Source organism: Stenotrophomonas sp. 610A2, assembly GCF_030549615.1.
GTDB classification, from domain to species: Bacteria; Pseudomonadota; Gammaproteobacteria; order Xanthomonadales; family Xanthomonadaceae; genus Stenotrophomonas; species Stenotrophomonas pigmentata.
The window spans coordinates 249,770-272,258 of sequence record NZ_CP130832.1 but is presented as its reverse complement, the minus strand read 5'-3'; the positions used below and the strand labels follow the sequence as shown (position 1 = coordinate 272,258).

The 22,489-nt window shown below is 66.9% G+C and carries 23 protein-coding genes; 6 read left to right on the top strand and 17 right to left on the bottom strand.

Features of this window, described 5'->3' with window-relative positions:
* The first annotated feature begins 37 nt into the window (after positions 1–37).
* A complete protein-coding gene (locus Q5Z11_RS01040) occupies positions 38–916 on the top strand; it encodes a TolB family protein (protein WP_303748307.1) in 879 nt (292 codons plus the stop codon).
* Positions 917–1,046: 130 nt separating this feature from the next.
* Here the strand turns inward: Q5Z11_RS01040 and Q5Z11_RS01035 are convergent, their stop codons facing one another.
* The 4 genes from Q5Z11_RS01035 to Q5Z11_RS01020 all read right to left on the bottom strand — a co-directional run bounded on the left by Q5Z11_RS01035 (position 1,047) and on the right by Q5Z11_RS01020 (position 3,632).
* Entirely contained in the window at positions 1,047–1,328 is a 282-nt protein-coding gene (locus tag Q5Z11_RS01035; protein WP_303748306.1) for an SHOCT domain-containing protein, read from the bottom strand.
* A 1-nt stretch (position 1,329) separates the two neighbouring features.
* The gene (gene hemB, locus Q5Z11_RS01030; protein ID WP_303748305.1) at positions 1,330–2,319 is read right to left on the bottom strand and encodes a porphobilinogen synthase; all 990 of its coding nucleotides are present in this window, start codon (positions 2,317–2,319) and stop codon (positions 1,330–1,332) included.
* 30 nt (positions 2,320–2,349) lie between these two features.
* The gene (locus Q5Z11_RS01025) at positions 2,350–3,264 is read right to left on the bottom strand and encodes a bestrophin family protein (protein WP_303748304.1); all 915 of its coding nucleotides are present in this window, start codon (positions 3,262–3,264) and stop codon (positions 2,350–2,352) included.
* A 119-nt stretch (positions 3,265–3,383) separates the two neighbouring features.
* Positions 3,384–3,632, bottom strand: coding sequence for a hypothetical protein (locus Q5Z11_RS01020; RefSeq protein WP_303748303.1), 249 nt, complete (start codon positions 3,630–3,632; stop codon positions 3,384–3,386).
* 143 nt (positions 3,633–3,775) lie between these two features.
* On the opposite strand from Q5Z11_RS01020, the gene Q5Z11_RS01015 reads away from it, so the two are divergent.
* Positions 3,776–4,204, top strand: coding sequence for a hypothetical protein (locus tag Q5Z11_RS01015; protein ID WP_303748302.1), 429 nt, complete (start codon positions 3,776–3,778; stop codon positions 4,202–4,204).
* 66 nt (positions 4,205–4,270) lie between these two features.
* On the opposite strand, the gene Q5Z11_RS01010 is transcribed toward Q5Z11_RS01015, so the two are convergent.
* Both Q5Z11_RS01010 and Q5Z11_RS01005 read right to left on the bottom strand, forming a co-directional pair.
* Positions 4,271–7,606 carry an ankyrin repeat domain-containing protein gene (locus Q5Z11_RS01010; protein ID WP_303748301.1) on the bottom strand — a complete coding sequence of 1,112 codons (3,336 nt, stop codon included), beginning with the start codon at positions 7,604–7,606 and terminating at the stop codon, positions 4,271–4,273.
* Positions 7,599–7,874 (bottom strand): YcgL domain-containing protein, encoded by a 276-nt coding sequence (locus tag Q5Z11_RS01005; protein ID WP_303748300.1) that lies wholly within the window; start codon positions 7,872–7,874, stop codon positions 7,599–7,601. The genes Q5Z11_RS01010 and Q5Z11_RS01005 overlap by 8 nt, the downstream gene beginning before the upstream one ends.
* Before the next feature lie 241 nt (positions 7,875–8,115).
* On the opposite strand from Q5Z11_RS01005, the gene Q5Z11_RS01000 reads away from it, so the two are divergent.
* From Q5Z11_RS01000 to Q5Z11_RS00990, 3 genes are read left to right on the top strand one after another with little or no spacing between them, the layout of a single operon-like run.
* Positions 8,116–9,315: a beta-ketoacyl-[acyl-carrier-protein] synthase family protein gene (locus Q5Z11_RS01000; protein ID WP_303749942.1), complete on the top strand. Its 1,200-nt coding sequence runs from the start codon at positions 8,116–8,118 to the stop codon at positions 9,313–9,315.
* 5 nt (positions 9,316–9,320) lie between these two features.
* The gene (locus Q5Z11_RS00995) at positions 9,321–10,109 is read left to right on the top strand and encodes a beta-ketoacyl synthase chain length factor (protein ID WP_303748299.1); all 789 of its coding nucleotides are present in this window, start codon (positions 9,321–9,323) and stop codon (positions 10,107–10,109) included.
* Complete coding sequence (locus tag Q5Z11_RS00990; protein ID WP_303748298.1) at positions 10,102–10,890, top strand: glycosyltransferase family 2 protein; 789 nt, start codon at positions 10,102–10,104, stop codon at positions 10,888–10,890. The genes Q5Z11_RS00995 and Q5Z11_RS00990 overlap by 8 nt, the downstream gene beginning before the upstream one ends.
* A 6-nt stretch (positions 10,891–10,896) precedes the next feature.
* Here the strand turns inward: Q5Z11_RS00990 and fabG are convergent, their stop codons facing one another.
* The 8 genes from fabG to Q5Z11_RS00950 all read right to left on the bottom strand — a co-directional run bounded on the left by fabG (position 10,897) and on the right by Q5Z11_RS00950 (position 17,293).
* On the bottom strand, positions 10,897–11,628 hold the full coding sequence (gene fabG, locus Q5Z11_RS00985; protein WP_303749941.1) for a 3-oxoacyl-ACP reductase FabG: 732 nt from the start codon (positions 11,626–11,628) through the stop codon (positions 10,897–10,899).
* A gap of 30 nt (positions 11,629–11,658) precedes the next feature.
* Positions 11,659–12,090, bottom strand: a complete 432-nt coding sequence (locus tag Q5Z11_RS00980) for a phosphotransferase (protein WP_303748297.1) — start codon at positions 12,088–12,090, stop codon at positions 11,659–11,661.
* Complete coding sequence (locus Q5Z11_RS00975) at positions 12,077–14,347, bottom strand: MMPL family transporter (protein ID WP_303749940.1); 2,271 nt, start codon at positions 14,345–14,347, stop codon at positions 12,077–12,079. The genes Q5Z11_RS00980 and Q5Z11_RS00975 overlap by 14 nt, the downstream gene beginning before the upstream one ends.
* A 65-nt stretch (positions 14,348–14,412) precedes the next feature.
* Entirely contained in the window at positions 14,413–15,069 is a 657-nt protein-coding gene (locus Q5Z11_RS00970) for a LolA-related protein (RefSeq protein WP_405051640.1), read from the bottom strand.
* A complete protein-coding gene (locus Q5Z11_RS00965; protein ID WP_303748296.1) occupies positions 15,002–15,949 on the bottom strand; it encodes an LpxL/LpxP family acyltransferase in 948 nt (315 codons plus the stop codon). Before Q5Z11_RS00965 ends, Q5Z11_RS00970 begins: the two co-directional genes overlap by 68 nt.
* Entirely contained in the window at positions 15,946–16,245 is a 300-nt protein-coding gene (locus Q5Z11_RS00960; protein WP_303748295.1) for a 3-hydroxyacyl-ACP dehydratase FabZ family protein, read from the bottom strand. The genes Q5Z11_RS00965 and Q5Z11_RS00960 overlap by 4 nt, the downstream gene beginning before the upstream one ends.
* A gap of 50 nt (positions 16,246–16,295) precedes the next feature.
* Positions 16,296–17,018, bottom strand: a complete 723-nt coding sequence (locus Q5Z11_RS00955) for a ketosynthase (RefSeq protein ID WP_303748294.1) — start codon at positions 17,016–17,018, stop codon at positions 16,296–16,298.
* 5 nt (positions 17,019–17,023) lie between these two features.
* A complete protein-coding gene (locus Q5Z11_RS00950; RefSeq protein WP_303748293.1) occupies positions 17,024–17,293 on the bottom strand; it encodes a phosphopantetheine-binding protein in 270 nt (89 codons plus the stop codon).
* A 196-nt stretch (positions 17,294–17,489) separates the two neighbouring features.
* On the opposite strand from Q5Z11_RS00950, the gene Q5Z11_RS00945 reads away from it, so the two are divergent.
* Complete coding sequence (locus tag Q5Z11_RS00945) at positions 17,490–18,500, top strand: chorismate transformation enzyme, FkbO/Hyg5 family (RefSeq protein ID WP_303748292.1); 1,011 nt, start codon at positions 17,490–17,492, stop codon at positions 18,498–18,500.
* A gap of 42 nt (positions 18,501–18,542) precedes the next feature.
* On the opposite strand, the gene Q5Z11_RS00940 is transcribed toward Q5Z11_RS00945, so the two are convergent.
* From Q5Z11_RS00940 to Q5Z11_RS00930, 3 genes are all read right to left on the bottom strand, one after another.
* Positions 18,543–19,889, bottom strand: coding sequence for an AMP-binding protein (locus Q5Z11_RS00940; protein ID WP_303748291.1), 1,347 nt, complete (start codon positions 19,887–19,889; stop codon positions 18,543–18,545).
* A 111-nt stretch (positions 19,890–20,000) separates the two neighbouring features.
* On the bottom strand, positions 20,001–21,014 hold the full coding sequence (gene cydB, locus Q5Z11_RS00935) for a cytochrome d ubiquinol oxidase subunit II (protein ID WP_303748290.1): 1,014 nt from the start codon (positions 21,012–21,014) through the stop codon (positions 20,001–20,003).
* Position 21,015: 1 nt separating this feature from the next.
* Positions 21,016–22,410: a cytochrome ubiquinol oxidase subunit I gene (locus Q5Z11_RS00930; protein ID WP_303748289.1), complete on the bottom strand. Its 1,395-nt coding sequence runs from the start codon at positions 22,408–22,410 to the stop codon at positions 21,016–21,018.
* Between the last annotated feature and the right edge of the window lie 79 nt (positions 22,411–22,489).

Below are 22,489 nucleotides of genomic sequence, written 5' to 3'. Positions count from 1 at the left end.
GACCTAGACTGGACGCGACCTTGCTTGCTGGACCCCTATGCGGACCCGTCGTTTACTGCTCGCGCTGACCCTGAGTTTACCCTTTAGCCCCGTTGCCTCGGCGCTTTCCGAGTTCGGCATCGAAGGCATGGGGGTAGTTTCCACCCGCGCCGATGAAATCCGCGCAACGCTGTCGGTGGACGGGCAGCGCATCATCTGGGCCAGCAACCGCGAGGGCGGCGCCGGTGGCTGGGACCTGTGGCAGGCGACCCTGCAGGACAAGCGCTGGATGGACCCGCAGCCACTGGCCTTGAACAGCTCCGCCGACGAGGTCGATCCCTTCCTCAGCACGGATGGCCGCTGGCTCTACTTCGCCTCCAACCGCAAGGGTGGCCATGGCGGCTTTGATCTGTACCGGGCGGCGGTGGCTGCCGATGGCAGTCTGGGCCAGCCGCAGAATCTGGGGCCAGCGGTGAACGGCAGGCAGGACGAGCGCTCTCCTGCGCTGGCCGACGATGGTCGGTTGCTGTTCTCCAGCAATCGCAACGGTGGCAGCGGCGGTTGGGATCTGTGGCGTGCAACTGCTGCCGGTGACGGCTTTGCCGCTGCGGCAGCCATGGTCGGCATCAATACTGCCGCCAATGAGCTGGATGCGAGTTGGCTGGGTGGTGGCCGTGGGGTGGTGTTTGCCCGCGCCAATGCGGCTGGTGGTGCACAGCTGTGGCTGTCCCAGTGCCGGCAGGGGCAATGGGCTGAGGCGACGCTGCTGGGCTTGTCGTTCAACAGCGCTGATGGCGATACGCGCGGTGCGGTAATTGATGCGAACAAGCCTGGCGAACTGGTGGTCAGCGGCAAGGCGCGCTCACCGCGGGCCGGCGGCATGGATCTTTACCGGATGAAGGCGCCGGTGCTTGATGGGGATGATTCTTGTCGGTGAGGCAAGAGCTTCACCCCTCCCCAGCCCTCCCCTTGGCCTGCGGCCAAAGGGAGGGAGAGAAGCGATCCGCCCCCTCCCTTTCGCGTAGCGAAGGGGAGAGTTGGGGAGGGGTGCTTCTGCTCTAAAGCTCTTAGCTTTTAGCGCCAGCCAATACCGCAGCACGCATCGCCTCGTACTCCGCCTCACCTATCTGCCCACCCTGCCTGCGCTGCTCCAGCGCTCGCAATCTGGCGTCCACATCGCCACCCTGCGCCGCCTCACGCTGCAGCCGCTCGGCAGCAGAGTGCAGTTGTGGCGGACGCTTGCCGGCGCGCACGATGGCGGCGATGAACACGCCGATCGCCACCGCGAACAGCAGAACGCCGATCAGCCATACCGCCCAGTTGTAACCTTCAAGACCGGGAACATTCATCTCAAGCCTCCTTCAGCCAGCGCGCGATCTGCGGCGCGTAATAGGTCAATACGCCATCTGCACCGGCGCGCTTGAAGCCGATCATCGTCTCCATCACGCACTTGCGCTCATCCAGCCAGCCATTGGCTGCGGCCGCCTTCAACATCGCGTACTCGCCGCTGACGTGGTACGCGAAGGTCGGCACGCCGAACTCGGTCTTCACCCGGCGCACGATGTCCAGATAGGGCATGCCCGGCTTGACCATCACCATGTCGGCGCCTTCGTCCAGGTCCAGCGCGATCTCGCGCATGGCCTCGTCGCTGTTGGCCGGGTCCATCTGGTAGGTCTTCTTGTCGGCCTTGCCGAGACTGGCCGAGCTGCCTACCGCGTCGCGGAACGGGCCATAGAACGCCGAGGCGTACTTGGCCGAGTAGGCCATGATGCGCGCGTTGATATGGCGGGCGTCATCCAGCGCGGTGCGGATCGCACCGATGCGGCCATCCATCATGTCCGAGGGTGAAATGATGTCCACGCCCGCTTCGGCATGCGACAGCGACTGCTTGACCAGTGCTTCGACGGTGATGTCGTTGAGCACGTAGCCGGTGTCGTCGATGATGCCGTCCTGGCCGTGCGTGGTGTACGGGTCCAGCGCGACGTCGGTCATCACGCCGAGCTCGGGGAAGCGCTGCTTCAGTGCGCGCACCGCACGCTGCGCCAGGCCGTCCGGGTTCCAGGCCTCGGCCGCGTCCAGTGACTTGCGCGACGGGTCGATCACCGGGAACAGGTCGATCACCGGCACGCCAAGCTCCAGCGCCTGCTCGGCCTCGCGCAACAGCTCGTCGATGGACATGCGGTCCACGCCCGGCATCGATGCCACCGCCGCGCGGCCTTCCAGTTCATGCACGAACACCGGCCAGATCAGGTCGTTGCTGGTCAGCGTGTTTTCGCGCATCAGACGGCGCGAGAACTCATCGTGGCGCATGCGCCGCGGGCGGTACTGGGGGTGCATCATCGCGGTACTCCTTGATACTGAAAACGGGGATTACTGCAGCCGGTAACCCTGCGGCTGCAGCGGCTCGGGCAGCGGGCGGTGGCCCAAGGCGTCGAGCAGATCGATTTCGATGGTACGCACCATGGCGTCCAGCGGCAGGTCGTTGGGTTCGGTACCGAACGGGTCTTCCATCTCTTCGCCGAGCTGGTCCAGGCCGAAGAAGGCATAGGCCAGCAGCATCGATACCACCGGCGTGGCCCAGCCCAGCGCGCCGGCCAGGCCAAACGGCAGCAGCACGCAGAACAGCCATGCGCAGCGGTGCAGCAGCAAGGTATAGGCGAACGGCAGCGGGGTGCCGGAGATGCGCTCGCAGCCGGCCTGCACGCTGGCCATGGCATGCAGGCGCGCCTCGAACTGCGCATAGAGGTAGGGATCCAGTCGGCCTTCGCGCAACGGCACGGCGAGCTCGCTGGCGAGCTGGTTCAAGATGCCGTCAGCGATGTTCTGCCGTTCCAGCACGGCGCGCTGCTCGGCCTGCAGCCAAGGCGCGGCAACAGCGGCCTGGTCACGGCCACGCAGGCGTGCAGCCAGCGCATGCGCAAAACCAATCACCAGCCGGGTGCCGCGCTCGCGCAGCTGCGGCTCGGCGGCCAGCAGCGCAGCGGCCTCGCGGGCGAAGCTGCGCGATTCGATGACCAGCTGCCCCCACAACTTGCGCCCTTCCCACCAGCGGTCATGGCAGGCGTTGTTGCGGAAACTCAGGAAGATCGACAGCACCAGCCCGAGCAGGGTGAACGGCACCACCGACAGACCGCTGCCACCCAGCGGATGCCAGCTGCGGCTGAACGCCGCCACCAGCACCGCCAGCACACCGATCGCCAACACCTTGGGGGCGATGGCCGGCACGATGGAGCCGCGCAGGATGTACAGCAGCTGCCAGCCAGTGGGACGGGGGCGGATGATCATCGGTAAGCGGAAAACGCCTGCAACAGGCCTACGGCGCCGGAAGGCTTCCGGCCAGCCCGCTCATTTTACGCCCCTCGGCTGTACCCCGCCGACCCTATGCTCCCGCAGCCGGCTGGAACTCAGATGAAGCCACCGCCGATGCTCAGCCGTATCACCCCGACCACGATGACGATGGCATTGAGCAGCAGGCCGGTCTTGGCCCGGCCACGCTTGCTGACATGGGTGAACAGCAGGCCGATCGCGGCGATGATCGCGCCCACGGCGGCAAACGGGATCAGGAACCAGTTCCCCCAACCCAGCAGCGGAATGAAGGCCAGCACCATCCACAACAGGGCAACAATTCCCCAAACCAGGCTGATCAGCCCCATGTGCTTTCCTCCATCAGGTACAGCCTGCAAGATAGCCGGGAACCAGCGCCAAGCAAATGGTCCCTTGTTTGGCCGGAAGTTCTCGACAGATTCAGCCGGCGCCATGGATCATCCGCAATTAACGATCACCGGGGAGTGAAACCATGAAACTTCCGCTCGCTATCGCACTTTCGCTTGGCGTTGCCCTGGCCTTGGGCGGCTGCGCCAGCACCTCCAAGGTCATGCTGGGCCAGGCCCGCGCACCGGTCGACCCGGCCAGCGTGCAGATCTATTCCACCCCGCCAGCCGGTTCGGTGGAGATCGCCCAGCTCGAATCTTCCAGCGCAGTCGGCTTCGGCACCCAGGGCCAGACCGATGCCGCCATTGCCCGGCTCAAGCGCGAGGCCGCCGCACTCGGCGCCAATGGCGTGATCCTGATGGGCGTGGGCGCCGGTGGCTCGCCGGTTGGCATGTCGGTGGGCGCGGGCAGCTACGGCCGCCACACCGCCGGTGGCCTCAGCGTCGGCATCCCCACCCAGCAAAAGCGCGCCGCCGGCGTGGCCATCTGGGTGCCGCCGGGCGCTGGCAGGTAAGTCTTGCTGCTGGTCCTGATGCAACAAGGGCGCCATTCGGCGCCCTTGTCATGAGTGCTGCTGCGATCAGTTGTGGTCGCGCAGGAAGCGGGCCATCGACGATACGCCCGGTACCGCAGGTTCGAACTCGCCGGCGACGTCGATGAAGCCGCGCATGATGGCGATGTCGCGCGGGGTACGGTTGATCGCGTCGCGCATGTCCGGATCGGCGCCGGCACGCAGCAGGCGCTGCACCAGTTGCGGCAGGCCATGCAGTGCCGCCAGGTGCAGCGGGCCGAAGCCGCGCGGGTCACGTACGTCCAGCGAAACGTCTTCGTCCAGCATGCGGTCCACCGCTGCCAGCACCACGCTTTCGTCGCAGGCGGTGCCGGGTTCGGCGCGCGCACCGAGCAGCAACAGCAGCGGCGTCACCGTGCCGGCCGCGGCCTGGTCGGGCTCGGCGCCGGCCAGCAGCAAGGTGTCCAGCAAGGCCAGCAGGCGGGTGCGATCGCGCGAGGTGAAACCGTAGAGGGCGGCGCAATGCAGCGGTGCCAGCTGCTGGTCGTCGCCGGCATGCACATCGGCGCCGGCAGTGAGCAGGCGCGCGACGATGTCCGGCAAGCCCAAGGCAGCGGCCAGCATCAGCACGGTGACACCGCCAGGCAGGCGATGCTCGAGCTTGGCACCGGCATTGAGCAAGGCGGCCACGATCGTGGTCTGGCGCATGCTCACCGCCGCCGACAACGGCGTCGCACCACTGGCCGCCGCATGCTGCGGATCGGCACTGCGCGACAGCAGCAGGTCCACGACCGCGGCATGACCGCCACCGGCCGCACGCAGCAGGCCAGTGCAGCCCTGCGCATCGACCGCGTCGACGGCAAAACCAAGATTGAGCAGGCGGCGCACCGCGTCGGCGTCGCCGGCCATCGCGGCGGAGGCAACGTCGGCATCGCGCAGTGCGCGCAGTGGCAGCTGCCAACCGCGCCAGTCGAGCAGATCAGCCAGATCGCGACGACCGCTGGACAAGGCCACGCCCAACGGCGTCTGTCCGTCGGCGGCGCGCGCGTCGGGCGATGCGCCCTGCAGCACCAGCTGCTTGAGCGCGGATTCGCGCGCCAGCGCGGTGGCCAGGTGCAGTGCGGTCATGCCGTGGCTGTCGCGCGCCTCGCGGTCGACGCCATTGAGCAGCAGGTGCTGCTGCAGCTTCAACCAGCCCAGGCGCACCGCCAGCGACAGCGCCGGATCGCCTGCCGGCGAGGCGGCAAATGGATCGGCGCCGCGTTCCAGCAGTTCCAGCGCAAATTGCTCGGTGCTGCGCGAACCGTGGTCATGCTGGGCGCAGGCCGCGAGGAAACGGGTCAGGCCGCCGCGACCGGCCGGCGATACGCCGTGCTGCAGCAATACCTGCAGGGTCGGGATCGCATCGACGCCACGCGACAACAGCGCGAACATCGGCGTATCTCCGCAGGCATCCAGGACTTCTGGTGCGGCGCCGTGCGCCAGCAGCCAATCCACTACGCGCGGCTGCAAGGCCAGCTCCGGATCATGCAGCAGGCTGCCGAGCTCGTCGGCCGCACACAGCTTGGCCAACGGCGCCATGCCGTCGACATTGCCGAACACCAGTGCCTCGCGCAGCAAGGCCAGCGGCGCGCGGTCATTGAGCACCGGCGCGGCATCACCATCTTCGCCACTGGCAGCCGCCGCATCGCTGACCGCAGCCGGCAGCGGATAGCTCGGGTCGAGCAGGGAAACAATGCTCCAGCGGCCTGCGGCGGCGGCGTGCTCGATGGCACGACGGCCATCGCTGCCGACCACATCGGCGGCAATACCCAGGTCCAGCAGCCGGCGGATCAGCGCCGCCGATACATGTTCGGCGCGGCTGGCCAGCAGCAAGGCGTTGCTGCCTTCGCCGTCGACGGCATGCACGTCAGGCTTGTGCGCCAACAGGCGCTCCAGCACGGCGGCATTGCCCTGCGCGGCCGCATCCAGCCATGGCGTGCGGCCGGCAGCATCACGCGGCTCGACGTTGGCGCCGGCATTGAGCAGGGTCTCGACGATATCGACGTGGCCAGCCAGAGCGGCCTCGTGCAAGGCGCTGCGACGCTGGCGGTCGCGCGCATCCAACCGTGCCTTGTGCTTGAGCAACAGCTGCACACCGGCCGGATCATCGTCATCCGTGGCCGCGGCCTGCACCAGCACCGGCACGCCATCGGTCGGTTCGACCTTGGCGCCACGCTCCAGCAGGAACTTGCCCAGTCGCCAGTTGCCGGCCTGGCAGGCCACCGCCAGCGGGCTGTGGCCATCGTTGTTGAGGGCGTCGATCTCGGCGGCGGCATCGCGCAGCAGCGCTGCAACGCCCGGGTCGGAGCTGCGCGCGGCGTGGTGCAGCGGCGTATTGCCATCGGCATCCGGCGTACGCGGATCGGCGCCATTGGCGAGCAGGGTCATCACCGCTTCCGGGCGACCGTGCCAGCTGTCGCGAGTGGCCGCCAGCAATGGGGTCATGCCCTTGTGGGCCTGGTTGACGTCGACGCCACGGCTGATCAGCGCACGCAACAGGCGCAGATCGGGCAGCACCGCTGCCAGCACTGCCAGACTGCGCTGGTCACGGGATTCGGCCGGCGCCGCTGCATGCGGGTCGGCGCCCGCATCCAGCAGCTGCAGGGCACGATCGATGCGACCACCACGGGCAGCGTCATACAGCTGCGGCACCAGCTCATGCTGGGCGATGGGCTCCAGCGGCGCCGGTTCGGCCAGCGCCTCGGCGAACGGATCGAAGGCAGGCTGTTGCGTCCTGTTGGTCTTGCCGCTGCCTGCCGCCGGCGCACTGCGCATAGCCTGCAGCAGGTGATGCAGCAACGGCGCGGCAATCGCGGTGGCAATGGCCAGCGGCCAACGCAGGCCATTGCTGACCAGCCCCGGCCAGGCCGCAGCGACAATCGCCGCACACAGCAGCAGGACCACGGCTGCCGCGCCCAGGCCATGCCAGGAATCCAGGCTGCGGCCGCTCAAGGCCTGCCATTGGCTGCGCAGCGAGCTGTCCTCGCGCTCCATCGCCTGCCATAGCGGCCAGGTGCGCCACAGCGCCAGCAACGCCACGCTCACCGCGATGCTCAACGCCAATACCGCCGCCAGGCTGCCGCTGTCATGCAGCGCCGCCAGCGGCCAGGACACCAATACCGCGACGATCGCCGCACCGCCGGCCCACAAGCCCAGCAGCCCAGGCAGTTCACGCTTGAACAGTGCCGGCGACGGGGTCACGGTACGGGTGCGCCGCCACCACGACACTGCCAGCGCGAAGCTCGGCTGCGCCAGCACGCCACACACAGCCGCGGCCACGCCGCCTAACGCCGTGGCCAGGGTCAACAACACCCCCAGTCCCAGCGCGGCAGCGACAACGCGGCTACGTAATGCTTCAGTCATCGCGACCGTCGATGCGGGCGATCTTCACCGGTGCCAAGGGCAAGGGCGGTGCCTGCAGGTGGAAACCGCGCTCGGCCAGATTTGCGCGCACCAGCGCGGCATCGGCCTGGGCAAGGCGACGTTCGGGGGTCAGCGCCACCTCCAGCACGAAGGTGTAAGGCGCCAAGGTGTTGCCCAGCACTGCCGGGATCACATCGAAATCATCACGCTTGGCGAGGTACACGTAGGTGTCCTGCTTGCGTTGGCTTTTATAGACGTAAGCTTGCATGCCAGCGGGCTTTGCCCTGCATCGGGAGTCAGAGATTGTGTCGGAAATCTGGCGCTGTTGAAAGGCGGCGGGCCAATAAGCACGCGGATCGACCAGGCTTCTGTACATTCATCTACATCAAGATTCCGTTGCCCCGGCCGTCCAGCCATCGCGTGTCGAAACGCCAGACAGCCAGCTGCCGATATACTCGCGCCCCGTCGAAGCCCTGGAAGATAACGTGACGCCTGCATCACCGCCGCGCCTGGCGCCGCTGAACATACTCGCGCACACCGCCACCACGGCCTTGGGTGCGGGTCTGGATGCGCAAAGGCGAGGCCTGGGCGGGTGCCACAGCGGTTTGCGGCAGAACGATTTCGGCGACCAGCCCCTGCCGTGCTGGATTGGCCGGGTGGACGGCCTGGAGCAGTTGGCCCTGCCAGCGGAGCTTGCCGGGTTCGCCTGCCGCAACAACCAGCTGGCCTGGCTCGCCTTGCAGCAGGATGAGGTGCTGGCCGCGCTGCAGCAGGTGCGCGAACGCCACGGCGCATCGCGGGTGGCGGTGGTGATGGGCACTTCCACCTCCAGCATCGGCGCCACCGAAGAAGCCTATGCGCGGCTTGAAGCAGACGCCGACGGCAACCTGCATTTCCCGCCGGACATGCTGCGCCCGCGCATTCATACCCCGCATTCGCTGGGCGACTTCGTGCAGGTGGCCACCGGCTTGAGCGGCCCCTGCATCACCGTTGCCACCGCCTGCTCGTCCAGCGCCAAGGTCTTCGCCCAGGCCGCACGCCTGATCAACGCCGGCCTGGCCGATGCCGCCCTGGTCGGCGGCGTGGATACCCTGTGCGGCAGCGTGCTGTACGGCTTCAACTCGCTGCAGCTGGTGTCACCAACGCCCTGTCAGCCGTTTGACGCACGCCGGGTCGGCCTGTCGCTGGGCGAAGCCGGCGGCTACGCGGTGCTGGAACGTGCCGGTGCGGGCCCGGCCACGGGCTTGCAGCTGCGCGGCTACGGCGAATCCAGCGATGCCCACCATATGTCCGCACCGCACCCCGAAGGCCTGGGTGCGCGCCTGGCCATGCAAGCCGCGCTGCAGCGCGCCGGCATCGACGCCGGCGACGTGGGCTATCTCAACCTGCACGGCACCTCCACCCCGGCCAACGACAGCATCGAGGCCGCAGCGGTGGCCGCCTTGTTCCCGCCCAGCCTGCATGCCAGCTCGACCAAGGGTTGGACCGGCCATACCCTGGGCGCAGCCGGCATCGTCGAATCGGTATTCGCATTGCTGGCACTGGAGGACGGCCTGCTGCCGGGTACCTTGAACAGCGAAATTCCCGACCCGGCCTGCGGTCCACAGATCCGCTTCGAGAACACGCAGGCCGAGATCAGCTACGCAATGAACAATTCCTTTGGCTTCGGCGGCAACAACTGCTCGCTGGTCTTCGGCAAGGCAGGATGAGCACGATGCTGGAAGCAACACTGGAAGGCATCGGCTTCTGGGGCGCAGGTCTACCCGACTGGGACAGCGCCTGTGTCTGGATGCGCAAGGGCGAACGCCCGCTGGATCCACCAGCCCGTCCCTCGCCGCAGCTGCTGGCGGCCAATGAACGGCGCCGCGCGCCGGGCACCGTGGCAGTGGCGCTTGAAGCCGCGCTGGCAGCCTGTGAAGCGGCCGACCGCGCGCCGGCGACCTTGCCGGCGGTGTTCACCTCCACCCATGGCGAGCTGACCATCACCGACTACATGTGCGCCACGTTGGCGGACGACCCCTGCGCGATCTCGCCGACCAAGTTCCACAACTCGGTGCACAACGCTGCCGCCGGTTACTGGACCATCGGTGCGGGTGCGCACGTCGCCGCCACCGCCATCAGCGCCGGCCGCCACAGCTTCGCGCAGGGTCTGCTGGAAGCGATGGTGCAGCTGCATGCCGGCGAAGAGGCGGTGTTGCTGGTTGCCTATGACGGCAATGCCAGTGGCCCGGCCGCCGAGGTATCACCAAGCACCGGGCTGCTGGGAGCAGCCTTCGTGCTGTCACGCACGGCCTGTGCCGGCTTGCCCGGCCTGCAGCTCAGGCTGCATGACCAGCCGCCGCCGTCGCAGGACACACCACAAGGCCCGTTGCTGCAGCTGTACGCTGACAACGCGATGCACCCGGCGCTGCCGCTGCTGGAAGCCTTGGCAATGGATCTGGAAAAAGTATGGATGCGCTCAGGCACTGATCAGTGGCTGGAGATCGACATCCTCCATGAATGACCAGCAACCGCTCTGTGCCGACAACGTCGCCGTAGTCATTCCGGCGCTGAACGAGGAACTGCGCATCCGCCAGGTGGTCGAGGGCGCGTTGCAGTACTTCCCGCATGTGATCGTGGTCGATGACGGTTCCACTGACCGCACCACCGACTGCATCGCCGATCTCCCCGTCACCGTGCTGCGCCACCCGCAGCGCATGGGCAAGGGCCAGGCGCTGCGCAGCGGTTTTGCCGAAGCCAACCGCCGCGGCCTGCGCGGCGTACTTACCCTGGATGGCGACGGCCAGCATCTCGCCGCCGACCTGCCGCGCCTGCTGGCCAGCGCCAATCGCCACCCGGGTTGCATCATCATCGGCGCGCGCCTGCGCAAACGCGCATCGCAACCGCTGTACCGGCGCCTGGCCAACGAGTTCGGCGACTGGGGCATCGCCTGGGGCACGCATTACCAGGTGGCCGACAGCCAGAGCGGCCAGCGCTTCTACCCCGCCGAGGTGATCGCCCTGCGCGAGATCTCCGCCGAAGGCTTCGTGTTCGAAGCGCAGGTGGTGATCTCGGCGGCGCGGCAATTGGGCACGCGTTGCGTATCGGTGCCGATCGAATCGCGCTACCGCTGCGCCGACAGCGACGAGCCGTTCCGGCCCAGCCATTTCAAGCCGCTGCAGGACCTGTACAACATCACCAGCCACATCGTGTTGCTGGCCCTGCGCCACGGCCACATCTGGCGCGTCTACCGCAGCATCCGCGCCAATCCGCCGATCATCGACAGCACCGACGCCGCAGGCTGAGACAGCTCAGCCCATGCCGCCGTTGATGCCGATCACCTGGCCGTTGATATAGCCGGCCATATCGCTGCACAGGAAAGCCACCAAGGCCGCTACTTCTTCCGGCTTGCCGGCACGCGCCGCGGGCACGGTCTGTTTGATCAGCTCCGGTGGAAACGCATCGGCGGCCATCTGCCCCTCGATCACCCCGGGCGCGACCACGTTGACGCTGATGCCACGGCTGGCCATTTCCCGTGCCAATGACTTGCTGGCGCCATGCAGGCCGGCCTTGGCCGCGGCGTAATTGGTCTGGCCGCGATTGCCAAGCACTGCAGCCACCGACGACACGCTGACGATGCGGCCCCAGCGGGTACGCGCCATCGGCAGCAGCAGCGGCTGGGTCACGTTGAAGAAGCCGTTGAGGCTGACATCGATCACCCGCTGCCAACGCTGCGCATCCATGCCGGCCATCGGCGCGTCATCGTGGATGCCGGCATTGTTGACCACGATCTGGATCGGGCCATCCGCCAGCAAGCCTTCCAGTGCAGCGCTCACCGCGTCGTTGTCGGCGACATCGAAGGCCACCGCCTGCGCACTGCCGCCGTCAGCAATGATCTGCGCGACCACCGCGTCGGCACGCGCCAGGTTGGCATTGGCATGCACGATCACATGCGCGCCATCGGCGGCCAGCCTGCGGCAGATCGCGCCGCCAAGGTCACCACTGCCGCCGGTTACCAGCGCACGTCGTTGCTTGCTCATGATGGATCTGCTCCGCTATGTCTCATTGATTGTTCACGGCAACTGCAGCATCACCGCGGCGCGGCCTTCGGCCAGCAGCTGCTCGCGATGGTGGATGCGGAAGCTGTACTGCTGGCTGCCCTCGCCTTCGGCCAATACCTGTGCCGCGGCCTCCAGTGCATCAGGCAGGTCGTCGATGCGCGCCACATGCAACTGCACATCGCGCAGCGCCACCAGCACGCCCGGTATTACCGCACCGCCGCGCTCGCGCCCGCGCAGGCCGCCATGCACGGCCATCGCCTGTGCGCCGTACTCGCATAGATGGATCGCGCGCAGCTGCTTGTCGCAGCGCAGGGGATGCAGGACATCGCGGTGATTGAAGGCGCGCAGCGTAATCTCCTGCGCCGACCAGTCCACCACTTGGTCCCACAGGCACATGCTGCCCTGATGCGGAACGAGTTTGAGGATGTCCTCACGCCCCAGCATGGCCGAGCTCCTGGCTTGGATGGCGCGAGATCAACAACGCCAGGATGAAATTGCAGACCACACCCAGCGCCACCGTGCTGCCGATCGCACGCAGCACCGGGATCGAGGACAGCCCAAGCAGACTGAATACCAACAACGTCATCACGCTGCATACCAGCAGGCCATGCAGGGTCCGCAGCTGGTCGGCATGACTGTCGCCGGCATGCTCGAAGAACAGACCGTAATCCAGGCCAAGCCCGGCAGCGAGGATCAGGCCGATCAGGTGGAACAGGTTCAACTCCACGCCCAGACCACGCAACACCGCCAGCACCAGCAAGGTGGTCAGGACCATCGGCAGCAGCACCCGCAGCACGCGCCGGGGTGAACGCAATGCCAGGCCCACGGTCAGCGCCAGCAACAGCACCGCGACGGCCAGCGCCATCAGCACGCGGCTGCGGTAGTCGGCCACCAGCGATTCGGAGGCCTGCTTCATGTCCAGCAACTCGGCGCCGTGCAGGCGCGCGGTACTGGCCACCGCTGCCACGTCATTCAAACCACTGAGCGAGACCAGCGCGATAGCGTGATCCTGGCCCTGCACCAGCAAGCCACCCACCGCCGTCGCCAGCGGCGTGCCCTGCAGATCTCCTGCCTGCAGTGCCGGTGCACTACGCGCCTGCATCACATCCTTGACGAAGGGCTCGAAGGCATCTTCGACGAAGGGCGTGCCTGCAACGGCGGAGGCCACCGCTGCACGCAACGTGGCTTCGTCCGGCAGCTGCTGCTGGCGCTGGTGTTGGGTGGCCGCGCTGGGCAGGTAGCGTGCGGCCATGTCATAGCGTTCCAGTTCGCCATTGGCGACCAGCGCATCCAGGGCGGGCCGCAATCGTTCGCTGGCGGCCAGCGCCGCCTGCGCATCGCTGCCACGCACGGTGATCAGATAACGCACATCGGGCGCGCCCAGTTCGCTGCGCAGTTGCGCGTCGCGCATCAGGTCCTGCGGGTCGACCGGGGTCAGGCGGCCAAGGTCGTTCTGCCAGAACGCGCCGGGCGCCAGCAGCATGACCGCCACCGCAACTGCGGCAAGCGCGGCCAATGACCAACGTGGTCGTGGCAGCCGCTGGGTGTGTTTCCACAGCCGCGCCAGCCGCGCGGAGTCGGCAAAATCGCGCGTTGCCGGATCGATCAATGCCGGCAGCAGATAGCGCGTGGCCAATGCCGCCGTCGCCAGCGCGGTGATGGTGAACACCGACAGCTGCTTCAGGCCATCCACGCCGGAGAACAGGAAGGTGAGGTAGGCGATGCAGGTTGCGATCACGCCGGTACCCAAGGTCGGCCACAGCGCGCGCACGTTGTCCCAGGCCGAGCGGCCCGGGCGCTGGTGGCTGAAGAAGTGGATGGGGTAATCCTGCACGACACCAATCAAGGTGAAGCCGAATGCGATGGTGATGCCATGCACGCCATCGAAGCCCACTGCAACCGCGCACAGGCCGGCGAGCCCGGCGCTGGCCAGCGGCAGGAAGCCGAGGATCGGCATCTTCCAGCTGCGATAGGCGAAGCACAGCAACAGGATCATGCCGATGGTGTCCAGCGTGCCGATCATGCTTGCTTCGCTGGCGGTGCGGTTGCCGATCTTCACCGAGAACGCCCCCGGCCCGCTCAACTCGATGCGGCTGCCACTGCCTGCGGCGATGCGGGTGAACTGGTGGTTGATCGTATCCACCGCCAACTGCTGGGCACCGGGATCAAAGCCGGCGGCATGGGTCTGCACCAGCAGCAATGCCTGCTTGCCTGCGCGGTCGAACCAGACGTCGTCGATACGCTGCGGTGCATTGGCGGGCTGCAGGGCTTCGGCCACGCGCAGCACCTGCAAGGTGGGATCGGAGGGCAGCAAGGGTTCGATCAAACCACCTGCCGGCGACCCCAGGTCCTGCAGGCGCGCCTGCAGCTCCTCGCTGAGAGTGGTGCTGGAGAACGCATCTGCCGGCAGTGCATCAATCAGGTAACGGTAGGGCAGCAGACGTTCGGGAAATGCTTCAAGCCCGGCCTGCTCGCCATTGGCGACCAACTCGAACTGTGCATCGGCAGCCAGCGCTTCACGCAGCGCGCGCGATTGCTGCGCCAGCTGTTCTGGTGCGGCAGCGGAAAGCGCGACCAGCAACAAGCGTGCACCAGGGCCTTCGCCGAGTTCATCCAGCAAGAGTTTCTGTGCAGGCGTGCGTGCATCAGGCATGAACTTGCGCAGGTCGCCGCTGACCTGGATGCGGCTGCTGATCCACATGCCCAGCACGCCGAGCAGCAGCAACCAGACTATGGCCAGACCTATGCGATGCGACGACGAGAGCTTCAACGGGTTCCGCCCGCATTGCACAGGCCGTTCAATGCAGCGGCATCGCGTACAGCAGCCGCTGCGGTGGCGGCAGTGCCGAGCAGGGTGCGCTGCACATCGCCCTTCGCCGGCTGGGTTTCGATGCAGCGCAGTTCCGCGTTCTGGCCATGCAGGGTCACGGCGCGCACGCGACGCGCCAATGCCTCTGCCTTGGGCGTCAGCTGCAGCTGCCAGTGCTGGGCGCTGCCGGAGGCCTGAAGCCGGTAGCTGCGTTCCAGGGCGGCAAGGTCACCGGACAACATCGCACCGAAGCTGGCCTGCAGATCGGCCAGCTCTGGAACACGCTGCAGCGCGAACACGCGTGGTGGCTTGCCGGCGCGGGCAATGCTGACCTGGCCACTGGCAATCGTGGTGGTCTCGGCATACGGCGCGCGCACTTCACGAACCAGCGTGCCGGCATCCGGGCGACGGTACTGGCCTTCGACCCGCAGAGGCTCCTTCAGCAGCGCCGAGCCACGCAGTTCGAGGAAGCTGGTCTGGCTGGGCGCCGGCTGCGCCAGTTGCCGCAGTATCCACGCCGCATCGACGCCATTGGCCAGCGCAGGGCTACTGAGCAGCAGGCTCGTCAGCAGGCACAGCAGTGGGCGCAGGGTCTTGGGAATGCCAGAAATCATAGAAATTGAACCAGTTGTAAGGGGCGTCGCGCAGGTGATGCTCCAACCTGCCGGCGTAACGGTGGATAAGCGCGGACAACAACTCGGCGCGGCCGCGCCGTGGAATGTCCACCGCCTCGGCAAACGACTCGAAGCGCAGGTCGTAGCGGTTGCCGCCACGGTACAGGCCAAATGCCAGCACCACCGGCGCCTTCAGTGCATTGGCGATCAACCAGGGTGCGGTCGGGAAGGCTGCTGCGCTGCCCAGTAGCGGTGCCGCGATGGCGGGCTCGTCCGGGCGTGCCCTGTCCACCAGCAAGGCCACCATCGCCCCTTCCGCCAAGGCCTGCTGGATGGCCAGCACGATCGCCGTGCCATCCTGCGCGGCATCGATGATGCAGTCGGCCAGCTTGGGGTCGAGCTCGGCCAGCAGCTCGGTGATGGCGGCGTTGTGCGCACGGTCCATCAGCACCCGCAGTTTCAGGTCCGGGCGCATCCGTGCCAGCACCCGCAGCGCATCGAAACTGCCCAGGTGGGAGCCGAACACCAGCACCCCGCGGCCCTGGTCCAGCAACTGCAGCAGCGGCTCGGTGCCGCTGCTGCGGATGTCGAACAGAGCGGTGCGGCCGGCCAGCAGGAACACCCGATCCAGGATGGTGGCGGCGAAGGTGTGGATGTGCCGTGCCACTTCCAGCGCACGCGCCGGGCGCCCGAACAGGCGCCGCAGGTAGTCGGCGGAGGCACGCCGCTCTTCACCACGCACGCAGTAGAAATAGCAGGTGATCGGATACAGGCAGGCGCGGGCAATGCCGCGCCCGCCATGGCGGGCAATGCCGCCGATCAGGCGGACCGCGGAGCGTCCGCCGCCTTCAGGTCGATGCTTCCAGTCGGGCGCGTTCATGCCCGCGCGTCAGCTTCGGCCAACACCAGCTCGCCACGCACCAGCAGCTGGTCAGCGCGCAGCACGCGGAATTTCCAGCGCGGTGCCTGTCCTTCTAGTTCTATCCGCGCCTGCTCATCCGGCAGCAGGGGTGCCATGAACTTCACCTGCGGCAGGCGCAGCGCGCCGACCGCATGTCCGCACTCGGCAGCCACCGCCTGCAGCACCTGTTCCAGCACCACCACCCCGGGCACCAGCGGCCGGCCCGGGAAATGGCCGGGCAGGCAGGGGTGATCGGAAGGAATGCTGAAGTACATGGCTGCGCTGGCGGCGATTTGTGCAGACAGGATACCGGCAGCCCTGTGCTTCAGCGCAGCAGGTCGCGCCAGAACGCCGGCCCGAGCTGGCCCATCTGGCGCATGAAATCCCAGGCGTTGCGGTAAGGGCGCTGCGGGAACAACTGCGAGCGCACCGCGTATTCCAGCGCGAAGAAGCCGCCGATCAGCCCCCAATCGGCGATGTTCGCGCACCACGACCATTGTTCATGGGTCACCGGCCACCACGGCTGGATGCCGAACGCCGCCAGCAGGCCGTCGGGTACCGCGCTCATCGCCAGGCCCAGGTTGATCAGTGCCAGCAGCACCAGCACCAGGGCCCAGGCAGCACTGAGCCGGCGCGTATAGCGTTCGAGCTTCGCCGTCAGCGGCATCTCGGCCCGCGCATACAGCGCCCGCACGATGCGGGTGATCAGCGGAACCTGCCCCGGCAGCAGCGAACGGGCAAAGCCCCAGGCCACCAGCAACGGGAATACCACCGGCGGTGCCAGCAGCAGCATCCAGGCCCAGCTCGATCCACCCAGCCACCACAGCAGCGCACAGCTCGCCGCCAGCACGCCGAACGCCCATGGCTGGCGCCGCGCGAGCGGTTCCAGCAGGCATAGCAGGACCAGCCCAGCCAAAGCGGCGGCAGCCCACATGCCTTCATTGCGCAGGCTGGCCACGTGCGACAGCACCGGGTAGGCCAGCAGCAGGATCACCCGCAGCGCCAGCGCCACCGGCCCGTGGCCGGGTTCAGGGCTGGCAGCAGTCACGCCGTTCAGACCGTCTTGTTGGCTTGGATATGTGCCGACAGGGCACGCAGGGAACCGAAAATGCGGCGGTTGTCCTCGTTGTCCGAGCGCAGCTGGAAGCCGTAGCGCTTGCTGATGGCCAAGGCCAGCTCCAGCGCATCGATCGAATCCAGGCCCAGGCCATCATTGAACAACGCTGCTTCCGGGTCGATCTGGGCCGGGTCCACGTCTTCCAGGTTCAGGCTCTCGACCAGCAGCCCGGCCAGCTCGCGCTCGGCATCATTTTGTTGCGACATTTCCACACCTACTGCCAATCAGACCCGCAACGATCCGGCATCGCCGACGGTTGCGCAAGCATGACAGTTCAGACTCGCGGGGTATCATTGCCGTCTCTGCGATGCCCGATACGCCGTGCAATGACGTTCCTGCTCCACTCCCGCCGCCGCCAGCCCTGCTCCGCCTGCCTGACCGCCAATGTCACGGGGGCCTGAGATGAATGCCCTGACATCTCCGGCAGCGGCTGCCGCGCTGCAGATCGACTATGCCGATCCTTCGCAGCTGAACGCCTTGCTGGCCGATCCGCAGGTGCTGGCCATCGTCGGTTTCCAGGCCGGCGACGGCACCGCAGCCAGCGATGACCCGCGCTATCTGCAGGTCGGCCTGCAGCCGGATGGCGAGGCCCAGCTGGAAGTATGGCGCAGCGACAAGCCGGTCAGCAGCGGCCGCGACGCCAATGGCGTGGCCTGGGCCAGCGATGGTGCATTGATGTTCGGTGCGCTGCAGGTGGATGAGCACCAGCACGGCGGCATCATCGGCGCCTCCGAGCACGCCTATGCGCGCATGCTCGAAGCCCTGCCTGCGCATGCCTATCCGCACCTGCTGCGGATCTGGAACTACCTGGACGCGATCACCGACGGCGAAGGCGACAGCGAACGCTACCGCGAGTTCTGCGTGGGCCGTGCCCGTGGCATCGGTGCCATCGACACCAGCACCCTGCCAGCTGCCACCGCCATCGGTCGCGTCGACGGCGTGCGCGTGCTGCAGGTGTATTGGCTGGCCGCGCGTGAGGCCGGCACTCCGCTGGAAAACCCGCGTCAGGTCAGCGCCTACCGCTACCCGCGCCAGTACGGCCGGCAATCACCGAGTTTCGCCCGTGCCATGCTGGCCGCCAACGGCAGCCGCCTGCCGCTGCTGCTGTCAGGCACCGCCAGCGTGGTCGGCCATGCCACCCTGCACGGCGACAGCACCCAGCGCCAGTTGCAGGAAACCTTCGCCAATTTCGAAGCGCTGATTGGCGCGGCACGTGCGCATCGGCCGGGTTTGCCAACCCAGTTCGGCGACGGTAGCCGGCTCAAGGTCTATGTGCGCGATGCGGCCGAGATTGCCGAGGTGCGCGCAGCCCTGGCCTCGCACCTACCGCCACAGGTGCCGTATATCGTGCTGCATGCAGCGGTATGCCGGCGCGACCTGCGGGTCGAGATCGACGGCGTCCACGACGCCTGATCTGCGGCCACGTCGGCAACACGTTGGCCAAACCGCTGCGGCTTAGTGCCCCAGCAATGCCAGCACCGCGTCACGCGGCAGCTTGCCGGTATCGTTGCGCGGCAACACCGCCACCTTGCGCAGCGGCCGTGGCAGGAACACCGGATCCATGAACTCACGCAGTTCGCGCAGGATATCGACCTCTTCACGATCTGGCGCCACCACCAGCGCGGCGATGCGGCCAACCGCATGGCCGGGTTCGGGCGCCAACTGCACCACCACCGCATCGACCACACCGGGCACGGCCTGCAGCTTGCGGGTCAGGTCGCCCAGCGAGGCGCGCTTGCCGGCAATTTCCAGCAGGTCGGCGCGGCGGCCACGCAGCACGAAGCGATCACCTGGCAGCAGTTCGACCAGATCGGCCAGGCATACCGGCGCGGACAGATGCGCCGCATGCACCCGCGTGCCATCGGGCTGCGGCTCCAGCCGCACCCCGGGCAACAGGCTCCAGGCCAACTCACTGGCGGTGCGGCGACGCGCGAAGATGCAGGTCTCGGTGGAACCGAACATCTCCCGCACCTCGGTGGCGAATGCCTGCTCGGCAGCCGCCGCAAGTTCCTGCGACAGCGGCGCGGTGGCGGTGACGATACCGGCCAGCGGCGGCAATTCCACACCTGATTCCACCAGCGCCTTGAGGTGCACCGGCGTGGTGATCAGCACGCGCGGCGCCTGCACCTGCTGCAGTGCCAGCACCACGTCCTGCGGAAAGAACGGACGTCCGGCCTGCAAGGTCGCCGGCGCCAGCAAGGGCAGCAGCACCGCCATCTCCATGCCGTACATGTGCTGCGACGGCACCGTCGCCACCAGCGCTGGCTGCGCATCACCCCAAAGGCTCTGCAACGCCTGCAGGTTCTGCGCGGTGCTGGCCAGGAACGAACCCCAGGTCTTGCTGTTGGCACTGGGCGTACCAGTGCTCCCGGACGTGAAGCCGATCGCCACCAGTTGGTCGCTGGCCAGCTGCGGCAGATCGCCGTTCAGCTGCGGCAGCTCCGCGGGCAACACGAAGCTGTCCGCTGGCAACTGCTCGAGCGCGTCGTCGCTGATGCAATACGTCTGCGCATAGCGCTGCTGTACATCGGCGACGACGGCAGCTGCACGCGACGAAGGCAGCAGGTTCACCTGCCCACGCAAGGCCACCGCGCAGAACGCCACCAGGAAGCGATAGCGGTCATCGCAGAGGTTGATTGCATGCTCAGCCGCCGGCAGCAGCGCGGCCACGCCGCGCACATGCGCGAAGAAGGTCTGCAGATCGACCGAACGATCCTTGCCCACCGCCAGCAAGCGGCGCAGCTCACCATTGGCCAATGGATGACGGGAAGGACTTGGCAACTGCTCGGGAACAACCGACATGCGACTACGATGACCTCGTTCGATGGACTGCCCATCACGGCGGCGGCCACAACGGGCGGCCAGCTTGGCCCCGGGCGGCCCGGCTGGCAAGCCGGGCCATGTCGCCACGGTTCAGTGATAGCCGGTTTCGGCGGTCACCTTGCCGCGGAACACCCGGTACGACCACACCGTATAGCCGAGGATCACCGGCAACAGCAGCACCAGCCCGACCATGCTGAAACCCAGCGAAGACGCCGGCGCAGCGGCCTGCCACAGGGTCAGGTGCGGCGGCAACAGGTAGGGCCACATGCCCAGCACCAGGCCGACGAAACCGAGCACGAACAGCGCCAGGGTCAGCAGGAATGGCGGCAGGTCGCGGCGCGGGTGCATGGCGCTGCGCCATAGCGCCACCGCCACGGCCAGGGTCAGCAATGGCACCGGCGACAGCCACCAGAAGTTGCCATCGCTGAACCAGCGCTCCATCACCCGCGACTGCAGGAACGGCAGCCAGGTACTGACCAGGCCCATGAACACGATCACTGCCACCATCAACGGCCGCGTCAGCGAGCGTGCCAAGGCCTGCTCGCGACCCTCGGTCTTGAGGATCAGCCAGGTGCTGCCAAGCAGCGCGTAGCCGGTGACCACCGCCACACCGGTCAGCATCGAGAACGGACTGAACCAGCCGAAGGCACCGCCGCTGTATTGCCCGTCCTGCATCGGCAAGCCCTGCACCAGCGCGCCGAGGATCACGCCCTGCGCGAACGAAGCCAGCAGCGAGCCCAGCGCGAACGACACGCTCCACAGCGCACGCGAACGGTGCGCCTTGAAGCGGAACTCGAAGGCCACGCCACGGAACACCAGTCCCATCACCAACAACAGTACCGGCAGATACAGGCCCGACAACAGTACCGCATACACCTGCGGGAACGCCGTCATCAGACCGGCGCCGCCGAGCACCAGCCAGGTCTCATTGCCGTCCCAGATCGGCGCAGCGGTATTCATCATCACGTCGAGCTGCTGCTCGTCCTCGGCAAACGGCGCGAGTATGCCGATGCCGAGCACGAAGCCATCCAGCACCACATACATCAGCACGCCGAAGCCGATCACCGCGAACCATGCCACCGGCAGCCAGGTTGTCATCTCCATGTCAGCGCTCCTCCAGCGGTTCATTGACGCCGGACAGCGGCCGCGCCGGGGTGTGCATGCCGTCGTCGCGCGGCGGCTGCCCATGTGGCGCCGGGCCACTGCGCATGATCTTGACCAGGTACCAGATGCCCCAGCCAAACACGAACAGATAGCCGATCACGTAAACAGTCAGCGACAGCACCGTCATCCACACACTCTGCGTACCGACCGCATCGGCAGTACGCAGCAACCCGTAAACCACCCAGGGTTGCCGGCCCATCTCGGTAACGAACCAACCCGATACCAGCGCGATGAAGCCACTGGGCAACATCCAGTTCCATCCGCGCAGCAGCCATTTGGATTCCAGCAGACGCCCACGCCATAGCTGGAAGGCCGAGATCCACGCCAGCACCAGCATCAACGTGCCGATCCCGACCATGATGCGGAACGCATAGAACACCGGCACCACCGGCGGCCGCTCACTGGCCGGCACCGAGGTCAGCGGCGCGAAGGTACCGTCTGTGCTGTGGGTCAGGATCACGCTGCCGAGCTTGGGAATGGCGATCTCGTAATCGTTGCGCTCTTCCTTTTCATTCGGCACGGCGAACACCACCAGCGGTACGCCTTCGCCGGGCTTGCTCTCATGCCAGTGCGCCTCCATCGCGGCGATCTTCATCGGCTGGTGCTCCAGCGTGTTCAAGCCATGCATGTCACCAACGAAGATCTGCACCGGCACCGTCAACGCGGCGAATGCGACGGCTGCCACCAGCATCTTGCGACCAGCTTCCACATGCACACCACGACGCAGATACCAGGCACCGACACCGCCGATGACAAAGCACGTGGTGATGAACGAACCCAGCGCCATATGCGCCAGTCGGTAAGGGAAGGACGGGTTGAACACGATCTGCCACCAGTCCTGCGGGTGCACGATGCCATCGACCAGCGCGTAGCCGGCCGGCGTGTGCAGCCAGCTGTTGGAAGACAGGATCCAGAACGTGGAAAACAGCGTGCCCAACGCCACCATGCAGGTGGAGAAGAAGTGCAGGCGCGGCGAGACTTTTTCCCAACCGAACAGCATCACGCCGAGGAAACTCGCCTCGAGGAAGAACGCGGTCAACACCTCGTACGTGAGCAATGGCCCGATCACCGTGCCGGCCACTTCACTCAGGCGCGGCCAGTTGGTGCCGAACTGGAAGGCCATGACGATGCCACTGACCACGCCCATGCCGAAGGACACGGCGAAGATCTTCTGCCAGAAGAAAAACAGCTCGCGCCAGACCGGGTTGCGGGTACGCAGCCAACGCCATTCAACGAAGGCCAACCAGCTGGCCGTACCGATGGTGAAGGCCGGGAACAGCACATGAAAACTCACCACGAATCCGAACTGGATCCGGGACAACAGCAGCGCTTCCACGGCCGCTTCTCCGCAACTTTTTAATTGGGGCGATTCTGGTCCGGTATTGGTTAAGAACGGATGTGACCGGTTGTCGCAG